Consider the following 20870-nt stretch of genomic DNA (forward strand, 5'->3'; position numbering starts at 1 on the left):
CATCTACCCATATCGTTTATGCTTGCAGGGTTACTAGTCCAAGGTAGTCAGTGACGGACAAGGACACGATCCAGCGTTCAATCTCCGACTTCGACGGAGAACCATCCAGCAGTCGGGCTCAAACCGACCCACCAATAGAAGAGACGTCTCCAGCCGGTGATGACCCCGGCGAGTTGCTTGACTGGTTAAAGAAAGACGAGACCCCATCACCAGCATCAGCAACGGACCAACTCCCAGTGCTGATTGTCCAAGCACAATCGACCGGATATGACGCTCTGACCGCTACCCAGTGCATCAAACAAATCCTCAAAGATGCCTCACCCCCGGTTGATTGCCCACAACTGGTCTACTTACTCGATAACGACCGAGTAGACACCGGACTGGTTCTTGCACACCTATCCGCGATCTTCCCGAAAGACGACTTTACGCTGACCGAGTCAATTGATTTCGAATCTCTAGAAGAACTCTCCTATAACAACCGCATGGAGGCTTATCGTGTCGTATCACGCCTTCCGCCATCCGCTGACGCTTACAGTCAATTGAAACAGGTGACCGAGCTCTTTGGCGGAGTTGTTGAGATCGGTAGTAAACCGTACTCGGTTGGTGGGTACTTCAAAGGATATGCGACACGGAGCCTCAATACGGCAGTTGAACATCCTGAATCTGTTTCCCACCAATTGGTTACAGAAATTCTTCATGACCATCCTTGGAGATCACTTCGGCTGCTGGCAGCGAAGTCAAGCGATTGCATTAATACAGAAATCGTGGAGGAACTCACCGACGAGCTGGACGAAAAGTACACCCCTTTGAATTTCTATTCCGGTCGGATAATTGAGTTTCTCTGCCGGACATACATCGGGGTTGAAGATTCTAATTCACAGCGAAAGTTGGGAGAACTCATTCAGGCAGCACTCGACGCCGGTATCTATCCGAACCAATGGAACGAATTTGTTCCATCTTTCATCGAGGAAGTACGAACTGGTCAGGGAAACAACCAAGATGCAGGTGAGTTATTAGCCGCGGTGTTTTCGGCAATTCAGCCTAGTGATCTTGCTGAGGTTCGAGATATATACCCTGAGAAGATAATTCGGGAGGAGCTGTCAGAAGAGCCGAAGCTGTGGGTACCGGTACTCCGAGTTGCGGCAAGTTCGTGGCCCGAGTTAATTGTAGACTCCATCGACCGGCTGGTTTCGGTTGTACGTGATTGTCCAAGTCAGTACCGTACCCCGATTTGCGAAGCAATTGCTTCTGCTGGGGAAGCCTATCCAAGTGACACTCTTCCTGCAATCGAGCCCCTCATACGCGATCTTGAACGAGTGGACACCGCTCGGGAAATAGAGGACGTTGGCAAGATACTGCAATCACTTGAGGTGTATCCACCGCCACCGAAACTATTCGAGTTGTACGGATCCACCGATAGCCGGATAGACTCTAAAGCGAAGGAAGTAGTTTCATCCCTGCGCCGCCAATTCCGACAGTCTGACCCTGATCTCGTTCCTGGAGAGGTATCTGGGTTGGAGGAATTCTCTCAAGACTACTCTCTTGTAAAGCAGTCCGGTCCTGTTACGTGGAGTACTCCCCAGTTGGGACCTGCCGAGATCGCCTTAGTCAACAAAACCGCGAAAATCGCGTTAGCCGCGTCGCAAAGCGATTCAGCAGGTGATGAAGTCCTAGATGCGCTACAAAATATACTAGAAGACGAAGTAGATATTGAAGGCGTAGATCCATCGGTTCAGTTCCTCGCGCCATCCCATGATTCAGGATGGGTCGAGTTGACCATACTTGGCACTGCTATTGCCCAAGTCATACGCCCGAGTATTCGAGTTGCCCTACATACACCGGCGACTGGTGGCTGGGGGACGAAAAAGGACATTCGGGAAGCTCTCTCTCAATACGGGATTGTTCATTCAGAGAATTCGTGCGCAGAGGTCACTCCAATCCTCGATCTCATCCCTACAGCACGTGTTACAGACGGGGGCATTCACGTCGAGACGTCCGGAACAACCGTTCAGGAGCATCCTCCGTATCTCACACTGGTCCGGGACATTGAATCCCTGACTGATGCATCAGCAGATGTCGTCCTCTACAACTGGTTATCGGGAATCGATGCCGTAGACGCTGCACAAATACAGACGTGGAGAGGGACAATCGTTGACGGCACGCCTCAACCGTATACACCCGAGCGTGGAAGGGCAGACGAGGGAGCCACAGATGAAACTCGCGGGATTGCTGATTCCGCTTCCCTACGCCATCTTACCCAGATTGATGACCAAGATCTGTCGTCACTGACTGAATCCCATTCTGAACAGCCCGTTCATATTGAGGTACATGGGGTGTTCGCAGAACAATACGGTGCAGATAGGCGGCAACACGTTGGTCCACCAACCGACCTCCCACACTCTGTGTTGCTACAGACTGATGAAGACGCCAGTAAAGGCAGCCAGATGTCCCCTCGGGAATCTGCATCAGAATCGTTGACTGAAGGGCCATCCCCGATCCACGTATATTCGGTTGAGAGCAATTCTGAAATCGGGGAGTTACTTGGCCGTCTGGATGAGTTCAGCGAGAAGATCGGGGACAGAACCGCTGCAGGTGCAGTCAGACGACTCCGATATACGCTCAGTAGCCTCCCAGTCCCGGTTGATCTTCACGACCATTGGGTGCAGAATCAGCTCGACCAAGGCAACCGGTGGGTTCCTCGAAGGCTACACAGTCGGCGCAACGAAATTGAAAAGCTGATTGATGAGGCTGTTATCGACGCGGAGGTACTTGATATGGCTCTTACAACCGTTGATACGCTCTTTGACAGACTCGATGAGAGGAACCCCTTGGGTGAGCAGTTATTGGATGTACTTGATGAGGCAGCGTCTCGGGAGAAATCCGTTGGAGTGCTATGTACGAAGAAAACGTACAAAGAAATGCTTGACATTTTCCTCCGGGAGCGGGCTAGTGATTGGGTTCTGGAGGATGACCTCTTGTTACTTGATGAAGAAACTGTGCGAGAGGTGGAACCCGGGCGTGTTGATATGCTGGTGACGTTCGACGCATTTCCGCCACAAACCTCGATTTACTACCACCATCCTGCTATCCCGAAAACCATTGTACTCGGGCATGACGACGACACGCTGAATTCACGTGTACACGGTGTTGACCAGAAACGTCGGCCTTATCTCCCGCCACAAACCGGTGCTGACCTCCCGCAGATAGACGTGACCACTCATGGAAGCACTCTAGAGGAGACCACCGAACGAACTCTGACCGACAGTCTCTACAAGACATACCTTTCAGTTGCATCCCAGTCACGTGAAAACAATAATTCAGGAGGAACAGGCTTGTCAGGTGCGATTTATCGCTACCGTCTTGAGTTCGAAGAGACCTCACCAGTGACGCTCTCGGATGCACATCCCGTGATTGTTCGATCAGAGGAACACCTCGTTACAGCGGGAGAGTACTCCCTTCGCTCTCTGTCGCGGATCAGCGCTGGTGATGAAATCGTCCTCATTAACGACGACGTTCAGGCCGACCTCTGGGAGGAGTTCCTCCGTGAAGACTGGGAGGATGATGCTGCGGTTGATACTGACGCTGCGTTCATGGACGCTGTTCAGTTGTGGTATGATGCCGTCCTTTGCGGGCTTGAGGAACATTCGCCGACTGATGAGCCGAGCGATGGTGTAAGCGGGTTCGCAAGCGAGATTGAACAGGACGTGTCCGTGAATGCCGACGCGGTGAGAGACTGGGCACGTGGAGTTTTAGAAGCTGATTCTCCGTCTGATCTCGTATTCCGGAGCGGGCTTCGTATCGGTCCACGGCATTCGGATGGTGTTCAAGTAATCGCAAGCGAGTACGGTTCTGAACGGATGGCGGAAAACTGGGATCAGGTCTTCACTCGTATCAAAACAATCCGTGCAACGCACCGTCAGCGTGGGAGTGTTTTTTGGGAATGGCTTGTTGACCAAGCATGTAGTGGCGACTTATTTGATGAACCGGGAGTCAGTCGGGAAATCGTCACTCGATGCAGTAAACGTGACAAAGGATAATGTCGAGACCTATGGTTATATTACCTGGTATCGTCCTATGTCGAGTTAACGAATGGCAGACATCGACGGGGCATCCCGAGACGATATCGAAGCATTCGCCTCTGAACTCGTCGGGGATACTGTTGACCAAATCCGCGGGGCGCATATTGACGACGGTGAGCGTACCCCGCCTGGATTGACGCCGCGAACGAACTTTTTCTCTGGAGCTCTCGCTCCTGAGGAAGAAGACACGAAGATCGATAAAGAAATCCAGTCACGGAGGTCGCCATCAACTCTCGGTCTGATTGGCCGCGTGACGACCGCTGATGGCGGTGACACAATCACCCTAAGCATCCGGTTATCATTCTCTCTGTACTATCGGGTCATCCCGACACCGGCAGAGGTTGATCAGTTAGGCGAAGACACACCGACAGTATACCGGAAGTACGTTCTTCGGGAACCCGGTGATGACGACGCTGACTTCGGTGTGGGTACAACCGTCTCGTTCGATGCCAATGCAGAGCACACCGGCATTCTCAGCGAGGCATCTGATAAAGCTGAGCGAGAGTTGAACAGGAAGATCCGAGCGGCTACCAAGGAGCACATCGAGTCTGCACCGGACCTGTTAGACAGCGATGGCGGATCCGTGAAGAACTTCGTGTCGAGCAATGATGACCTTGCCGACGATAACTACCTTGAGAAGCTCTCTGATGTACCTGTCGGCGGAGATCCGGAGTATGCTCCAACCCCGAAAATGGGGGTGACTGTTCGTCTTCTTGAAGGGCTTGATGAGACGACAGCAACAGCTGATAAGCCAGGTTCTGCTGTTGTCCGCGTTGACGTAACTAACAAAAGCGACGAAGAACCAGACTTCGGAGACCTCGACCTGGCAACATATGAAACCCAGCTAGAGTTACGAGGAGAAGACGGGACGGAGTTCCAATCAATGAGTTTCGAAGACGTCCCTGAAGGATTCCGATATGATTCCTCCGTTCCTGGCCAAGGCCACAACTGCACTGCTGTCTGGACAGCGGATCAGACGGGCATCAAATCAGAAACTGTCCCTGTCCACAAGCAGGCGTACTTCGGTCACCGACAGTACTCCGGTGAAGCAGCACCACGGTTTGACACTCTCGCTACAGACCCGCTTCCGGTCCTGCGGGCAGTTCGCCAGAAATTGAAACAGTACAAAAAGGACGACTGGCAGGACCGTCTTGATGAAGCGAAAGCGACTGCCACAAACCCTTCGTCGAACCAGACTGTGGAGACAATCAAGTCTGATATAGAGCGGTTTGAACGGGAGATTGAGCGATTTGACCGCGGTGTTTCGCTTCTTGAAGAGGACCAAATGGCGCGGGAACTCTTCAAACAGGTGAACCGCGTGTTCCTCCGTAAGGTTCGGAAAGGCGATCCATGGGATGAGAATGTGGAACTTGAATATCCGGGATGGCGGCCATTCCAGGTTGTCTTTATTGTATCCCTGTTGCCGGACATCGTCCACGAAGAGCGGGACTTCGATCCGAAGGCCCACGATCGTGACAAGGCAGACCTCCTGTACTTCCCGACTGGTGGAGGGAAAACTGAGGCCTACCTTGCACTGCTTGCCTTCACGGCACTATTCGACAGGCGGCGCGGGAAAGAGTTCGGCCTGTCCGCGATGATGCGGTTCCCACTCCGGCTACTGTCGTTACAACAGTTCCAGCGAGTCGTCGAAATCTTGGTTCACGCAGATGAGGTCCGGAAAGAGGAGGGATATGGCGGTGAGCCTCTCAGTGCCGGATTCTTCACCGGGAACACGGAGAACAGTCTCGGTAACTTGCTGAAGTCCGAGTTCAACGGCTGGTACCCGAGTTATCCGCAGAACGAGAGAACGTTGGAGGAGAACCGCGAAAAACTGCGAGAGTTCAAGAAGCGATGGAACCAAGAAGACGGGCACGACCTTGAACAGGTAAGTCGTGAAGACTACCGCGCAGTCGAAAAATGCCCGCTCTGCGGAAGTGACGTCGATCTCGTATTCAGTACAACGACTGATCGGGTCGAACATCACTGTTCGTCAGCATCCTGTCGTCGGGAAAAGCTACACGTCCATGTGACGGACATTGATCTCTATCGTGCTGTTCCAACGATCGTTGTTGGAACCCAAGACAAACTTGCAGCTCTCGGGTACAATTACCGTTTCCGAACGCTTGCTGGCTATATCACTCATCGGTGCCCGGAACACGGGTATACGCACCAAGGCGATGAGTGCATGATGTCGCGGTTCTGCGGCCGGGACAAGCAGGACTTCGAGACGGAGTTCGGTGATTTAGAGCAAGTTGACGTTCATGACCCCGTTCCAACACTCTGTCTGCAAGACGAACTCCACCTCGTCAACGAAGATCTCGGAACCTTCGAGAGCCACTACTACGCTGCCTTCGAAAAACACCTCGAATGGGCTGCTGAAAAGCAGGAAACCGACTACTACGAACCCAAGAAGATAGCAGCGACAGCAACGATCGAGGAATCAAATAATCAGGTCAAGCATCTGTACGGCGGGAAAGAAACGATCCGGTTTCCCGCACCCGGGCCGGACTATCGAGAATCCGCCTACACAACTACTGATGAAGACAAGGTCCAGCGGCACTACGTCGGTGTCGTTCCTTGGAACCGCAGCCAGATTAACAGTATCATCCGATTGCTGGAAATGCACCAGCGCCGGATTCAAGACTGGCTTGCCGACCCCGAGAAATCTCTTCAGGAGTTCGACTTTGAAGAGTTGTCAGACCCAGAAACGTTCGAAAACCTCCTGAACCACTACTACACGCTGGTAACCTACGTCATCTCCAAATTTGAGGGAGGTCGTGTCTACAAGTCCGCTGAAACTCAGGTGAACGACAATCTGACTGATGATGAATATAATCCCGTGCAGAAATTCGATATGCAGGGGAATACCGACCCAGATGCGATGGCCGACATGCTCAACCGGTTTGAGCAGGTCGGTGAGGAAGGTGGTACGACGTACGAGGATATTGAGGGTCTGATTACTGCAACCAGTTCAATCAGTCATGGTGTGGACATTGACGCCCTCGGTTACATGGTGTTCTTCAATGCGCCACCACGGATGTCGGAGTACATTCAGGCGTCCTCTCGCGTTGGTCGCAAACATCCAGGAATCGTGCTGGACGTCTTCGACCCGCTGGGGGAGCGTGACCGGTCGCACTACCATTACTTCCACAAGTATCACGAATACCTCGACCGGCTCGTTGAACCAGTAGCGATTAACCGGTGGGCGAAATTCAGTGTCGAGCGGACCTTCCCAGGCATCTTCATGTCGCTACTGTATATTCGGTACTTCGACGAGTTGAGCGAGCACCTCGGATATTTCAAAAACAAAGCCCACCCGCGAATGGCCCGGAAGGCCGAACAGGCCGGTGTAATCGATCAAGACCAAATCATCGAGGACCTCATCGAGATCTACGGAGAAGACTGGGAGACTGGTCAGTGCCCGTTCGCAGACCGGATCGAGGAACTCGTTCAGGTTTCGTTCAATAACATCCAGAGCGGGACTGAAGAGGACATTGAGGGATGTCTCGCTGGACGAGTAATGTTGAGCCTCCGTGACGTAGACGACCCAATCGACATCAAACCGAGTTACAAACATGAAGACGCGTTCGAGGCCGTAGGGGTGGATATTCGATGACAGACAATATGCGTCGCGGGAAGATGCAAGTGATGTACAACTTCCCGCCAGGAGCGACCTTCTCCAATCCAAAACATAATCTCATTGAGAAGGCGGCGAAGATGACTGGCGACCAGATGGAAATCGCCAGTGAACGGGAGATGATCAACCATGTTCATGCCAAACTTGACAACTGGAGTGGCGGTGTTGAGGGTGCCTTATCGCCGCCAGCATCCGATCGGTGGGCAATCATCGATCCATCGAACGTGTACGCGACAATTTTCCCGCGCGTCTTCGAATGTATGGACTGCGGAAAAGTCCACGATTACAGTGATGAACGTATCAAAGGGCTTGAGCAGAGTGGATTGAGTTGTCAACAGCAGGGGTGTGATGGGGCTCTCACACAGATCCACCACGTTGGTGTTTGCCCCTCCTGTTCAGATCTTAGCTCCATCTTTGTTCCGGGATGTGACGAGCACGGTTACTCGTACGTGAAGCTAGATGACCGTGCAGACCGGTATCAGGATTTCAAGTGGCGGTGCGGTGCCTGCCAAGGAGCGATCATCAGCGATAATTTCCAGACGTTCTGTGAATGTGGTGAACGGATGGACGTAACGGTTCATTCGTCGTCAAAGGCAATGAATATCCACGACGTCACTCGGGTTGACCTCGGTGATCGGAACATCTATCAGAGTAATATCCGGACCGAAGAAGAGATTGACCCGATTGTCATTGGTGCCTACCTTGGCGAGTTCGATCACCCCGAGACGAGCCTGAAGGAGATGGTGCAGAAGGACGGAATGTCGAATATCGACTTCGACGAGATCGATACCGACGACCCTGAGGTAATTAAACATACCAAGCAGGCCCTTGGACAGATCGGTGGTGATCAAGACCCTGAGCTGGTTCGTGAGATGGTTCAGGCGAAAGTCGGCGATGTTGAGCCGTCTGACAACATGCGGCGGTACATCCAGCTGAGGGAGATTATGGAACAGGAAAGCGCCCGGGAAACTGCAACTCCCCGAGAAACCCAGCTCATGGATCAGATGGGGATCATTGATATTGGAGTCACCTCCGAGTTCCCGCTGCTTAAAGCAGTATACGGCTATCATCGCACCTATGACGACGAAGAAGAAGGCGGTTCAACACCTGCTGTGCGGACGTTTCCGCCAGTACAAGTTGAAGATGGAGACTGGCGCACGCCGATTTATACAACTCGGTCGAAGACAGAAGCCGCAATCGTCCAACTGGATCCTCGCCAAGTTGGCCACTGGCTCGCTGAGAGTGGATATCCCATCGAAGACACGCAAAATATGGACCTTTCGGAGGCACGGGCGACACTGTACGGAGAAATGGAAGCCATAGAACCGTACTCAACCGATGTTAATGACGACAGTCAGTATAACGAAATCACCCTCGCTGTGCATCGCTTACTGCATACTATCTCCCACCTGCTCATCCAGCGAGCTGCTGTCCATTCCGGGATTGACGAAACCTCATTCGCGGAATACCTGTTCACGGAAGGTCTCGCTACAGCAATCTACGCAAATAATACGCAGAACTATACGGCAGGCGGTCTCTTCACCTTGATTGATAGGAACCTCGACGACTGGTTGCTTAGCACACTGACGCAAGGAGAAGGTTGTATGTACGACTCCACGTGCGCCGATATTCGGGGTGGTGCTTGTCACGCCTGCCTCCACATGTCTGAAATTGGCTGTCAGCACTTCAATAAAAACCTCTCCCGGATCGCTCTCTACGGTGATCGGATCGCATCTGATGTGTCCGACGGGTTCTGGAAACTAACTGGTGGACTTGGCGGAAAAAGCACCTAACTCGGGAAAATGACGCTTGCAACACCGGCCCAATTCGTACAGTCTGTTCGAGCACATGAGATCGATCCAGTAGCCTTCTGTACGCACCTCCTCCATACTGCTGCGTCCGGTGAAGGGACTGTTGACCCTTCGCAGACGGCGGATGAATTCGGCATCCACCGAGAGGCTGCAAATCATCTTCATGATCTCGCATCTGAGTTTGGCCTTGTTGATTTCACATCTCAGGCGACTAACCGGGTCAGGGTAAATCGAAATGCAACGATCGAATTCATCCAATTCCTTAACATATTTGATGAGTACATGACGCCATCCGAAGCCGAGTTACTCGCAAATAATGAGGTGCACGATGTTGAATTAAGCATCGCTGTACCGAGTGGGTTCGATGGGAAATCAGCAGAGCTAATGGCGCGTCTCATTCGATTGGTCCGGAATGCCGAACGGGAGTTACTACTTGTCACTCCCTTCTTCACCCGGTTTGGTGTGGATGTCTTCGTTGATCACCTCGCATCCGCGACTGACCGTGGTGTTGACATCACGCTCTTAACCAGAGACGTAACAGATAACCGTGAAAACGCAGACCACGTGGAACGGATTCGTGAAACAGTCCGCAGCAATGGAGACACATCTAATTTCCACGTCTATCAGTACGATTCACCCCACGGTCGTCTGCACGCCAAGACATTGATAGCAGACACCGAGATCGCATATGTGGGAAGTGCGAATCTTACGAATTATAGTCTCAAGGAGGCAATCGAGATTGGATTGATCGTCCGTGGGCCAGTTGTTGACGAGCTAACCGACTTCTTTGAGATAGTTCGCTGTTCTGCGAACACTCAAAAGTATTCGGAGGGGCCAACTCAGCCCTGAATCTGGGTAGAGTTTTACAGTGGCTCAGTAAAGAGACAGCACGAGTTTAACGGGCACTCATTACACTTCGGATGAGGTTCGGTACAGATGAGTGCTCCAAGGTCAAGAAATGCGAAAGTGATCGAGCGAGCCAGCTCTGGAGTGTCCGGGATGAGTGTATCTACAAGTTCATAGACGGAGTCCTTCTTGTGCGGCTGGTTCGGCATTTGATACCCGAAAACCCGCTCAATAATCCGGGCAATATTCGAGTCAACAAGTGAGATGGGTTGATTAAACGCAAATAGCAGGCAGGCTCGTGCGGAATATGGCCCGACTCGCCATGGTTGTTGTAATGCATCAAGATCGGCTGGAACCGTTCCATCATATTGAGTTACACAGAGTTCTGCTGCCTCCTTCAGACTCCGAGTTCGCTGGTTTCCAAATCCGAGAGACTTGATTTGCGTATAAATCATTTCGTCGTTTGATTTCATAAGTGCATTTGGAGACGGGAAGCGATCGAAGAACCCCTCATAGATGTTTGCAACGGCATCTGCACGTGTGCGTTGGAGAAGAATTTCTGTCGCGTAGACACGCCAAGGGTCGGTTGTATGCCGCCATGGATAATCTCGCCCAGAGCTGTCAAGCCAGTCGAGGAACTGGGGCATAGTGTAAATAAATGATTCAACACGGGGTGCAGGATCACCGGTAGTTCCCTCTGCAAGGTGGTCAGCAATTTCCTCTGCGTCAATCTGGCCCTCGTACTCTTCTACGGTTATTTCGGTTTTTCCGTATGGGAAGTCAAGTTCCATCAATTATTGCCCCATCTAGTCCCTCATCCCATAAGCACTTGTGTAATTGGGGTACCGTCTTCAGTTACGATGGCAGGAGAAACCCCGAGACAGGGGTTATTACACTAGTTATCGTTCTGGCCCTCCTCAGAAATCCTGGTCTTTTTAATGTTGAGTGATAATACCCAGGTAATGGCCGATTCGTGGGAGGATATAGATACGCCGGAAATCCCTTCATGTCTGCTGGATTCATCAGATACTGAGTTCTCGTTACACCAGGAGTTCATCCTCCGCCATGTGGATTTTCTCATTGATGTGCTTACTGCTGAACAGTACCACCACAACTGGCACCATCCAGCCGGTTGTCCAACGGCGACCCCGGAAACCCAATGTCGGAAGCGAAAATCCGATCAGCAATTTCCCTGTCGCTATGAGTCGCTCACCGAGAGTACCTCAGAAGCAATCTGTACCTGCGAAGATTCGCTCACGGGGAGTGATGATCCGTTAGATACCGTCGCAGCTGTTGCTATTGCACCAGACGATCAGCCGCCGTCGCGGCGGTATTTTAACCGTGAATATCGACGGATAATTGCTAACTTACGGGATCAAATCGGAGTCTGGGATAAGATCGCCGAATTAGACGAGGACGAACTAGAGGCTGCACTTCTTAAGGCAACAAATCGACCAAGTATTAGTGATACTCGTATCACACGCCTGCAGAAGCTTGTTGACGTAGTAGCTGACGACGACCATACCGACGGTGTAACTCTTCGTGGACTTGGCGGATTGCGGTATTCGAGTTTCGCCGATCTGCTCGCCGAGTTCCCCGGGATATCAAAATCGGATGCATGGTGGTTGATGCTTGTCGCGTTCGATAAACCCGTTTGGCCAAGCGATCCATTCGTTGACGGGCTCCTGTGCTCACTAGGGCTTCTATCACCAGATGAGTTGAGAGACGATACTGAACGCAGGGAAAGACTTGAAGAAGAACTTGCTCGACGTCAGATTCCGCAGTTACATCGAGCAGTCGCAGGACATGCAGTCAAAGGGGGAATTGACTCATGTGGCGACGACTGCGAAATTCAAAAATTCCTTCTCACCCACCGTCTACGGAGGCAGAAACAAGAGAATTCGGGCCCCATCGTAGTGGATCTCTTCTCCGGTGCTGGAGGTCTATCACTTGGATTTGTACGTAACGATTGGACCGTTGAGTTAGCTATCGATAACGACAGGCATGCTACAGACACCTACCGTCTCAATCATCCTGAGATCCCCCACGAAAAAATCGTGTGTGGAGATATTCGAACAGAGCTTGAGGAAGGACTCCTTGAACGAATTGACCGGGAACCTGATGTCATCGCCGGTGGACCACCTTGCCAGTCACTTTCACAGGCAGGGTATCGAGCGAGATTGGCGGATGATAGCGAGTATAACATCTTGGAGGATGATCGGACCGAGCTCTACGAAGAGTACGTGACTGCTGTTGAGCGATTACGCCCCAAGGCACTGGTGATGGAGAACGTAGAGGGTATGGCAAACGAGATTGGAGACACTGGAGTTCGTGTTGCCGATCTCGTGATTGACGCGCTCAACTCCATCGGTGCTGATGGGCACGGCTACACCTGCCATTACAGACTTCTTGACTGTGCTGATTATGGAATCCCCCAACACCGGGAACGCATCTTCATTTTCGGGGTGCGGGATGACCTTGTGGGAGAAAATGACGATTCTATCATTGAGGCCCTGTTCGAGCAGATTTCAGAAGTGGGGCCGACCGACGAAGTCACTCTGAAACAGGCGTTGTCCGGCTTGCCGAAACTCCGTCGAGGAGAGGGTGGACGAGTGGTTCCCGACAGCGTCCGTGGTACCCGGAGTGAGTATGTTGAAGAACACGAGCTGAGTACGGGGACCGAGTTATGTTATAATCATCAAGCGCGGGAACACCCGATGGAAAAAGACCAGACGCTGTTCGACGAAGCATTAGAACCGGGAGACACCGGTTGGGACGTGAAATATAGGAAAGATGGAAAATACGCCGAGTTGATCGAGTATGACGTTGGGACTGAGGAGGACCCTCGATTCAAGGATAAATACCGAATGCTGGAGTGGACTGAGCCAGCACCGACAGTTGTCGCGCATCTCGCCAAAGACGCGAACAATTTCGTCCTTCCGGATTACTATGAGTACGCTCCAAATGTAACCGGAGAACCAGATAATCGACGGAATAGAGGAATAACTCCCCGTGAAGCGGCACGTCTCCAATCCTTCCCCGATGATTACGTCTTCTTGGGACCATTCACTCACTGGTTCCGTCAAATTGGGAATGCAGTGCCACCATTGATGGGGTGGCGAATTGCTGATGTCCTTCAGCAGCAACTCAATTCGGAACCGCCAGCTGTGTTCTCCTGTCGCTCCCCACAACAGGCCAGTACCGACGACTAGCTGCTGCCTTCTCCACGGCCCGTACGGTGCTAGGAAGACTGCATTGCGCAGTTCCTCGTCGAATGCTTCCGTGAGGAGGTCTGGACTGAACTACCAGTACGTGAACTGCTGGGAGGACCACTCGCGCTTCAAAACTCTGTATCGACTATTAGACGGTATCGACAATACCGTCGATGTGCACCGGCAGTCCACCCCAAAAGATGTCCTCCTTGAACGCCACAGAAACAGCGGCGACACACCGTACGTCGTCATTCTAGACGAAGTAGACCAGCTGGAGGATACCAAGCTGGTTCAAGAGATAGCGACTGATACCCAGCGCCAGTAGTCCTGTCCAAGAATCCCCCAATCGAGGACGTCACCCTAAGTTGAGTTCCACACACCGCCCACTCTACCGGTGACTGCCACCGTCCTTTGTCCCCAAAGTGAGCCGGCCACTCGACATCACTCAACCCCTGTACGCAGCCAGGTGACCGTGTACAGCCTGTACACGATTTTCCTGTCTTATAAGAGTATGATTGTTAGGCTACCCTGTATGAGAGACACTGGAGACGACCCGACCGTAACGATCGAACTCGCCATGACAGACGATACGGGCGAGCCCGGGATACTAACCTAAATCCAATCAATCAGTGTTGAAGACGAACCCACTGATCTGCTGAAACGACACCTTCGATCAGAGCATGGAATAATGGAGGACGTCCTCAATGAGTGAGACTGTCGCTGCATACGTCCGGTCAAGCACCGAAGGGCAGACAGTCCGACACCAGCGGGACGACATCCGTGACTGGGGCAATCGTGAGGACATCAACTCCGACAGCATCGATTGGTACGTAGACTTTGCACAGTCAGGCGCTGATCCTGGGCGCGAGCAATTCGAGGACCTCATCAATTCGATGCACGCCGGCGCTTACGACGTCGTCGCAGTGTGGGAAATTAGCCGGTTAGCGCGACTTGGAAGCACCTACCAACAGTTTTTCGAGGTGGCAGAGGAGTCAGAGACGATCGTCCAATCGCAGACGGATGGGTCGATGAAGTCCGTCCCGGTGGGAGCGGGAAACTAATCGCCGACATCTCAGTTGCAGTCGCAGAGGAAGAACGACGACAACTGATTTTGCGAGTAGAGTCCGGTGTTCGGCGTGCCCGGTCGGAAGGGAAGTGGCTTGGCGAGGAACCGATCGAATTCACACGAAATGAAGAGGGATACCTTCGACCGAACCTCTCCCCCAGCGAAGGCGAAGACGGATACCTGAAGTCCGGAACGCGTTCGAAGCGATCGAGACCGGGAGCAGCTACCGCGCGGGAGCGCGAAGGGTCAACACGATGCACCAAACCCTCAGCCGCATCCATCAGGACGAGGAACGGCGATCGTGGTATCTCGATGCGACCGCAGACGACGAGCGGGTCGAGGAAGCGCTGACCGTCGTTCCTACAAAATAGTACCACACCGTAACTGCAGGCGGCAGCGGCGCCCGGCAGGCAGGTGTGGTGTGCACACCACCGAGGCAGGCGAGACTGTCAACCCCGGAGCACGGGTATCTCACTCGGTACGAGGGGTGGGTCATGTCGATTGTTCCGGCGTAGTTAACTTGTTAACTTAAATGTTAACTCACAGGTTAACTCACAAGTTAACCCAGAAGGCAACTCACGAATCAACACGCACAGACACGACTATACCTCGGTAAAACCCCTCAACAACCGATTTGACCAAGCCAGCAAAACCCTCCCTACTCTATGTCGAAGTACTCTCTTGCCTGCCGATCAATTTCGACCAATATCTCACATCGAGCTGGGTTCACGATGTCTTCACCACTCCCTGCTTTATCAGCAAGCCTCTGAGCAAGAGTGGTCTTTTGAACAGGCGCATACCCCTGTTCTTCACACCATTCCTGCACCGCATTATCCCGACCATGATCCGGCAAATTGTCAGGAGTAAGCACCTCACCAATATCATGAAAGCTGTCAGACTGCCAGTACCCCAGCTCCTCATTAACAGCCTCAACATATACTTCTAAATCAACTAAATCCTCCAAAACTAACGGCTCATCCCGGCCAGCATTATAAGAAAATATCTGTTCCTCATCCACTCCACGTCCAATCAATCCCTCTTCATACTCGTTCCCTGCCTCATCTCCATCGACAATAAACGCGGTACGCCCGCTCTCAGATAACAAGTCGCCCAGATCATCCGAATCAGCTGTAGACAAACCAGGCGCAACTTGATACTTTAATTCAGTTCGTCCTGTAGCACCTCTAATCAGCGACGGAAGCAAGATACACTCACACGGGCCTTCCCCAATCAGCACGTTCCGAGAAACTGTGAACGCAAACGAACTTAACCCCATTGCCATCATCAGAGGAGAGAATCCCTCTCCTTCCCTCCAAAACCCGTTTTTGATATTGCTCTTTTCTTCATCCTCATCAGGGATAATGGGGCGAATCCCCCTACCCAGATCGGAAGGAAGACATCCTGCGGAATGCGTAGTATAGATCACTGTGTTAGCAAGATCCTGCGATTCAAGAACCTCAATAAGGCTTGCCTGAGCGTCATAGCTCAGATGTTGCTCAGCCTCATCAACAAGAAGAACCGGATCTTCACCTGCATCCTTGGTATTGAGAAACGCCAACAACGCAATAAACCAACGTAACCCATCGCTCCGATCTTCAATTGGCGAATGCCGATGCTCATCTTGCGTTTGAGTATGTAGGTGCAGAACTGTGTCGTCAATATCTATTACAGGAACTACCTCTTTTTGAACCCATGACTTAGAGAATTCAGATTCCAGCTTCCGAGTTGCATCGGTTGTGAGTGTATACACACGAGGTCTATCACCGTTTTCCGCAGCTTCAAGCAATTCGTCAAGATCAAGATCTGCTAATTCAGCCAGGTTCTCTAAAGCATCTGGGTAGTTACCGCTGTGCTTTTCCAAGTCGTACTGGTTTTTCAATTGCCGGTCCTCTTCGGTAAAAGAGATGAATTGCGGTCTTTCCTGTTTCAAGAGTTCTCTGGCACGGTGAGGAGGACATTGCTTTTCATGTTCTGCCAATTTCTTCAGTTCTTGTCCTACTTTGATAATCTCATTATCGTGTTCTGTGCTCTCGTCTGATTGCTTGATTACCTCGACAAGGTCTGATCCGAGTTTAGAAATTGTCTCTATCGTGTCGTCCCCGAGATAGTCTTCATCGCTCCTGAACACTTCTTGCAACTTCTTTATCCTACTTGACCTTCTTTTTCTCTTCTTCCTCCCTCCTCTATCGTCCAGCAGTTCAATGCCTTCTATGTTCTCTAAGGATTTTATTGCATTTCGTCGTGGCTCTAGGTTGTGAGGTAGAGTGGTATCTAGAGCAACGGTTAGATCGCCATCTGCATCCTTTGTGAGAGTCCACTCTGAAATGTTCTCAGCTCCCTCAATACTGCTGAGTTTTGCTTGATCATCTTCATCAAGTTTGAACGTAACGGAGAGTTCGGGTTGGCAGTCTTTGTGCCTTGTAGCATCGTATTCTGAAATTGGTTCGTCGCTGTTGAGTTCTTCCAATGCATCGAGGAAAGAGCTTTTTCCTGCTTCATTTGTGCCAACCACAGCAATGAGATTCTCGTTTAGCCGGATATTGGATGGGTCGGCGAAACGCCTGTAGCAGTGAACGCTGGCGTTCCTAAGTTCCATGGATAGGACTGATTGGGTTCCTTATTAAAGCTGTTTAACTGGTATTTGTGTTGGATATCTCAGAAGGTTCGTATGATCGCGTTTAGTTATAACTCAGATTTGCACGCTAACCTTGGAGAAGTCCGTAATCGGCATCATCAATCCTTGCCGTCGCCTACGCGTGACGCTCCTACTTTAACGTGCAAATCTAAGCGGTATAGTAACTCGTACAAGGTGTTTGCTTGCATTTCGACCCAGTCCTCGCCGCTATGTGTGTCGGCGGGGAGTGCGTCAAGTATCACTCCTCGACAGTCCTTGATGTCGGCGGCGTGCCCGTCGGGGCGACCGTCCAGCGCGCCGGTGACCTGTAGGCAGGCGTCTGTGCGGAGTTGCCGGGCGGTTTTGTCTCGACTCATTGCTTGCCTCCTCGTGGAGTGGTGTGATCGGCGCACGTGAGCAGATTGTCTCGTCGCTGCTCGGTATGGCGTGGATCTGAACTTCGGTGCGGGGCAGTTCTCATTACATTAGGTGCTCGCGGGGGACTCGGATAAACCAGCATCACGGTGTCCGGTATTCTCACAAGAGTGGCGATAAACTGTGTAGAATTCAAATATCATCCCGGTTCCACGCTTCGAACCCCCGTGCTTGTTCGGTGATAGGAGATTTTCGGACAGCCTTAGCTGTCGTCGTCCTCGACGTCGTCCGGGTACGGTTCCTTCCACCGCGCCGGGTCGTCGTCCGGATTGTACTCGACTTCGACATCCTCGTCGGGCCACCCCTCCTCGATATCGTTCGGCCAGTCCTCAACGACCTCCACCGGCGGGGAGTGATCGATCGGAGCGACCCTCAAATCGATCTCCAGTGCTCCGTCCCGTTCTGCACTCGGTGAGTGCGTGATCTCTGTAACGGCGACGTCATCGAGCGTCAGATAACCGCGGATCCTCACCGTCACGTGCCCGTCCTCCACTGCCTCAATAGTCACATCGTCCCTGTTCATGACTCGGTATACTCGGTGTGGCCAAAAAAGAGAGGGGGTGCACACTCCCCTATCGATTTGTTTTGCCGGTTCTTCGATTGGTCACACGTCTGTACTCACACTGAGGGGTGTGTTGCCGGCTCCGCTTACGATTGCTCACATATCGACAACAACCGGTGAGCCGCGATGGTGTGACCGCGTGCACTAGCGTAATCGTACCGCAGTCAACGTGTTAACTTCTGAGTTAACTTCTGAGTTAATTTGTGAACATGGTCTCAACGATCGTAACAAGGTCGTGTAGACAGACAGGCGTATATGACCTAAGTCACTGATAGCAAAACGGGGCGCGCGCCACCGCGCCCCTGAAAACACCTCTACCGCAGCGACATCGCTGTCGGGGAAACGTTCTGGCGGCCACCACGCCGCCGGACCGTCACGCGCGACGACGGTCCGTGTGGGTCATTGAGTGGCGGTCACTTAGTAGCTTAGATACTCATCCACCCCCGGCGGCTCGGGAGTGGTGTGGACGCGGGGGGACACACCGCTATCGATATCTTTTGCTGGTACCGGAGGGTAGTGTTAGCTCACTCGGTATCAGGGGTGTGGTGTGCACACCACGTCTGCCGGCGCAAGAAAGCGACTATCTCCACCGTTCCAGACTAAATTGGCCAGGTGTACGTCAAGAACCATTTTAGAAGACCAGTTGCTGAATATATAGTGGAGTTTATTGTGAAATTATAGATCGGCTTGTTTCTAACTATCTGCGTGTCGTTTCAAGCATATGCAATAGGACGAGGGTTTATAAGTTACAGAGTAATATCATCAGGTAGGCGACGCCCGAGAATCCCTTGCATCTGTACTCTGACGATGCATAGACCTCTCTGGCAAACTAACCCGATACCCAAATCCTTGGTATCATAGTCCATTGCCGACGCGGAGCCAGCGCGTCGTCGGACGTCGCGTGTTCACAGTGCAGATAGCGGAAAGCACGTGATACTAATGACGGCAAAAAACGAATCCGAGGTTGACGAACGCATAGAACTGAGCGACGAGGACAACTCGTGCTTCGAAACAATAGAGGACAAAGCCAGAGAGGCTCTCAAACACAACGACCAAGGTCAGGGCTGTGACGTTGTCGTTCGTGCTCATAACCGCGAATACGACTTGGATCGGAATGTGACCGATCACCTCATTAGAACTGACGAGGAGTGGATCGTGGTTAGAACGTGGACTGAGGTTGGCGGCGGAATGAACCTTTCAGTCAAAGATTACGGTGAAACCCTTCACCTTGATGTACCAGAACTCGATCGGGACCAGGTTACTGACCGTCTCTGCAGCGAAGCACTGGACGCGATTGAAGTCAACCAGGAGGTCGGGTGGCCGGTCAAACTGTTCACTTCTCTCGTTCGAAACGCGGAAGAGATTGCAGCAGAACTCGTCACCGAGTGGCAGAATGGGGCGGAACACCTCGTCAGGGAACGAATCTACGACGGGATCGCGGGATGGACAGGACGTACCGCGTGGACCGCACACGAAGAGGAAGCCATGTACATCGAAGCGGAGAGGGTAGCGACGCAGTTCCTCGACGAGCATGTCACGTGTGATGTGAGTGACGACGTGGAAGCGACTATTCACGAGATTTGTAGACAGGCGCTGTCCAGTGCTGTTGACGATCACCGTGACCGTCGAGCCCCACACCTAGACTACGCAGCCGAGGTGGTGCTCACAGAATAACATTACAGCGGTATCCTGCTGTTCGACAACACGGTTCTTTTCTTACATTGCTCCGGGGACGTCCCGGTAACTAACCGTAGGAGAATTAGAGGGATAAGACAGAGTTGACGAGCCAGGTCGTGCGGTCAGACACACCTTTATCGATATGCGTATGATATTTGGTGGCGAGCACACTTACAAACGGGAGTGATGTTCACACTGTGCCCGTGGGTGGAGGAGATAACCACTTCCACTCTATAAAACCGGTCAAATTCGCTGAGGAAGCCGGTCTCCCTCAAAATACCAGCAGTTAGCAGAAATACCACCGACGATTCTGTTGTAGGCGCGGTGCACCCCACCACAGGTGCACCGCGAACACTCTCTACCTCGGGAAGACTGCCGAACATACTGTCCGGCACTGTCGACACGGGGATTGACTAATATAAAAGCACGTATTCTGAGACAGGCAACTCAACGCTCAAGCGGAAGTAAGGCGCGTTCGTCCGTTCACGAGTAGATTCTCGCAAATACATTTCTAAAGAAGAGGGTTTCGACAGTGCCACTTCGAAGTCTCCTGTACGCGTTGTTTGCTGGACCGATGATTCTCAGAGAAGTGAGTGAGCAGCAGTTGGACACGCATCCGGAGTTAGGGTGGAGTCGTGGAGAGACGGACATGGCGAGACAGCGAGTGAATTTGTTCGGAGAATGGGACTCATTGAGGAGTGAGATGACGTGTTCGTGTTGACAGACGAGGGTCGGTCGTTCGTCGAGGACGCTGTTGTAGAGTGGAGTGATTCGAGCTGGACACCAGCAATGACCGACGACGGGATGAGTGCTGAGACGTACGAGGCTACAATTAACGCTCGTGCGGTCGATCCTGAATTCCGGGCGACGGTGATTTCACGGCATGATTGAGAATGCCCGATTTCGGGTGTTGACCATCCCGGGTTGCTGG

Annotated in this window: 10 protein-coding genes; 7 read left to right on the top strand and 3 right to left on the bottom strand. The window is 52.2% G+C overall.

Translation table 11 applies throughout. The features are described from left to right. Window positions 1-50: 50 nt before the first annotated feature. Genes BLW62_RS09185 through BLW62_RS09200 form a run of 4 tightly spaced genes read left to right on the top strand, consistent with a single transcriptional unit; the run spans window position 51 to window position 10376 of the window. Window positions 51-4037, top strand: a complete 3987-nt coding sequence (locus BLW62_RS09185) for a hypothetical protein (protein WP_090506783.1) — start codon at window positions 51-53, stop codon at window positions 4035-4037. 52 nt (window positions 4038-4089) lie between these two features. Further along, on the top strand, window positions 4090-7695 hold the full coding sequence (locus BLW62_RS09190) for a helicase-related protein (protein WP_090506784.1): 3606 nt from the start codon (window positions 4090-4092) through the stop codon (window positions 7693-7695). Beyond that, window positions 7692-9509, top strand: a complete 1818-nt coding sequence (locus tag BLW62_RS09195) for a DUF1998 domain-containing protein (protein ID WP_090506785.1) — start codon at window positions 7692-7694, stop codon at window positions 9507-9509. The genes BLW62_RS09190 and BLW62_RS09195 overlap by 4 nt, the downstream gene beginning before the upstream one ends. A 9-nt stretch (window positions 9510-9518) precedes the next feature. Continuing rightward, a complete protein-coding gene (locus tag BLW62_RS09200; protein WP_090506786.1) occupies window positions 9519-10376 on the top strand; it encodes a phospholipase D-like domain-containing protein in 858 nt (285 codons plus the stop codon). A 14-nt stretch (window positions 10377-10390) separates the two neighbouring features. Here BLW62_RS09200 and BLW62_RS09205 read toward each other — a convergent pair whose 3' ends face one another. Next, a complete protein-coding gene (locus BLW62_RS09205) occupies window positions 10391-11164 on the bottom strand; it encodes an HhH-GPD family protein (RefSeq protein ID WP_090506787.1) in 774 nt (257 codons plus the stop codon). Between the two features lie 171 nt (window positions 11165-11335). On the opposite strand from BLW62_RS09205, the gene BLW62_RS09210 reads away from it, so the two are divergent. Together BLW62_RS09210 and BLW62_RS18985 are read left to right on the top strand one after the other, a co-directional pair. Further along, a complete protein-coding gene (locus BLW62_RS09210) occupies window positions 11336-13585 on the top strand; it encodes a DNA cytosine methyltransferase (RefSeq protein ID WP_175459724.1) in 2250 nt (749 codons plus the stop codon). Window positions 13586-14289: 704 nt separating this feature from the next. Next, window positions 14290-14646 (top strand): recombinase family protein, encoded by a 357-nt coding sequence (locus tag BLW62_RS18985; RefSeq protein ID WP_245726699.1) that lies wholly within the window; start codon window positions 14290-14292, stop codon window positions 14644-14646. A gap of 663 nt (window positions 14647-15309) precedes the next feature. Here the strand turns inward: BLW62_RS18985 and BLW62_RS09225 are convergent. Next, a complete protein-coding gene (locus BLW62_RS09225; protein ID WP_090506789.1) occupies window positions 15310-17247 on the bottom strand; it encodes an AAA family ATPase in 1938 nt (645 codons plus the stop codon). 655 nt (window positions 17248-17902) lie between these two features. Continuing rightward, a complete protein-coding gene (locus tag BLW62_RS09235; RefSeq protein WP_139305395.1) occupies window positions 17903-18223 on the bottom strand; it encodes a hypothetical protein in 321 nt (106 codons plus the stop codon). 978 nt (window positions 18224-19201) lie between these two features. On the opposite strand from BLW62_RS09235, the gene BLW62_RS09240 reads away from it, so the two are divergent. Then, on the top strand, window positions 19202-19936 hold the full coding sequence (locus BLW62_RS09240; protein ID WP_090506792.1) for a hypothetical protein: 735 nt from the start codon (window positions 19202-19204) through the stop codon (window positions 19934-19936). The last annotated feature ends 934 nt before the right edge of the window (window positions 19937-20870 follow it).

The sequence above is a fragment of the Natronorubrum sediminis genome, from assembly GCF_900108095.1.
GTDB lineage: Archaea > Halobacteriota > Halobacteria > Halobacteriales > Natrialbaceae > Natronorubrum > Natronorubrum sediminis.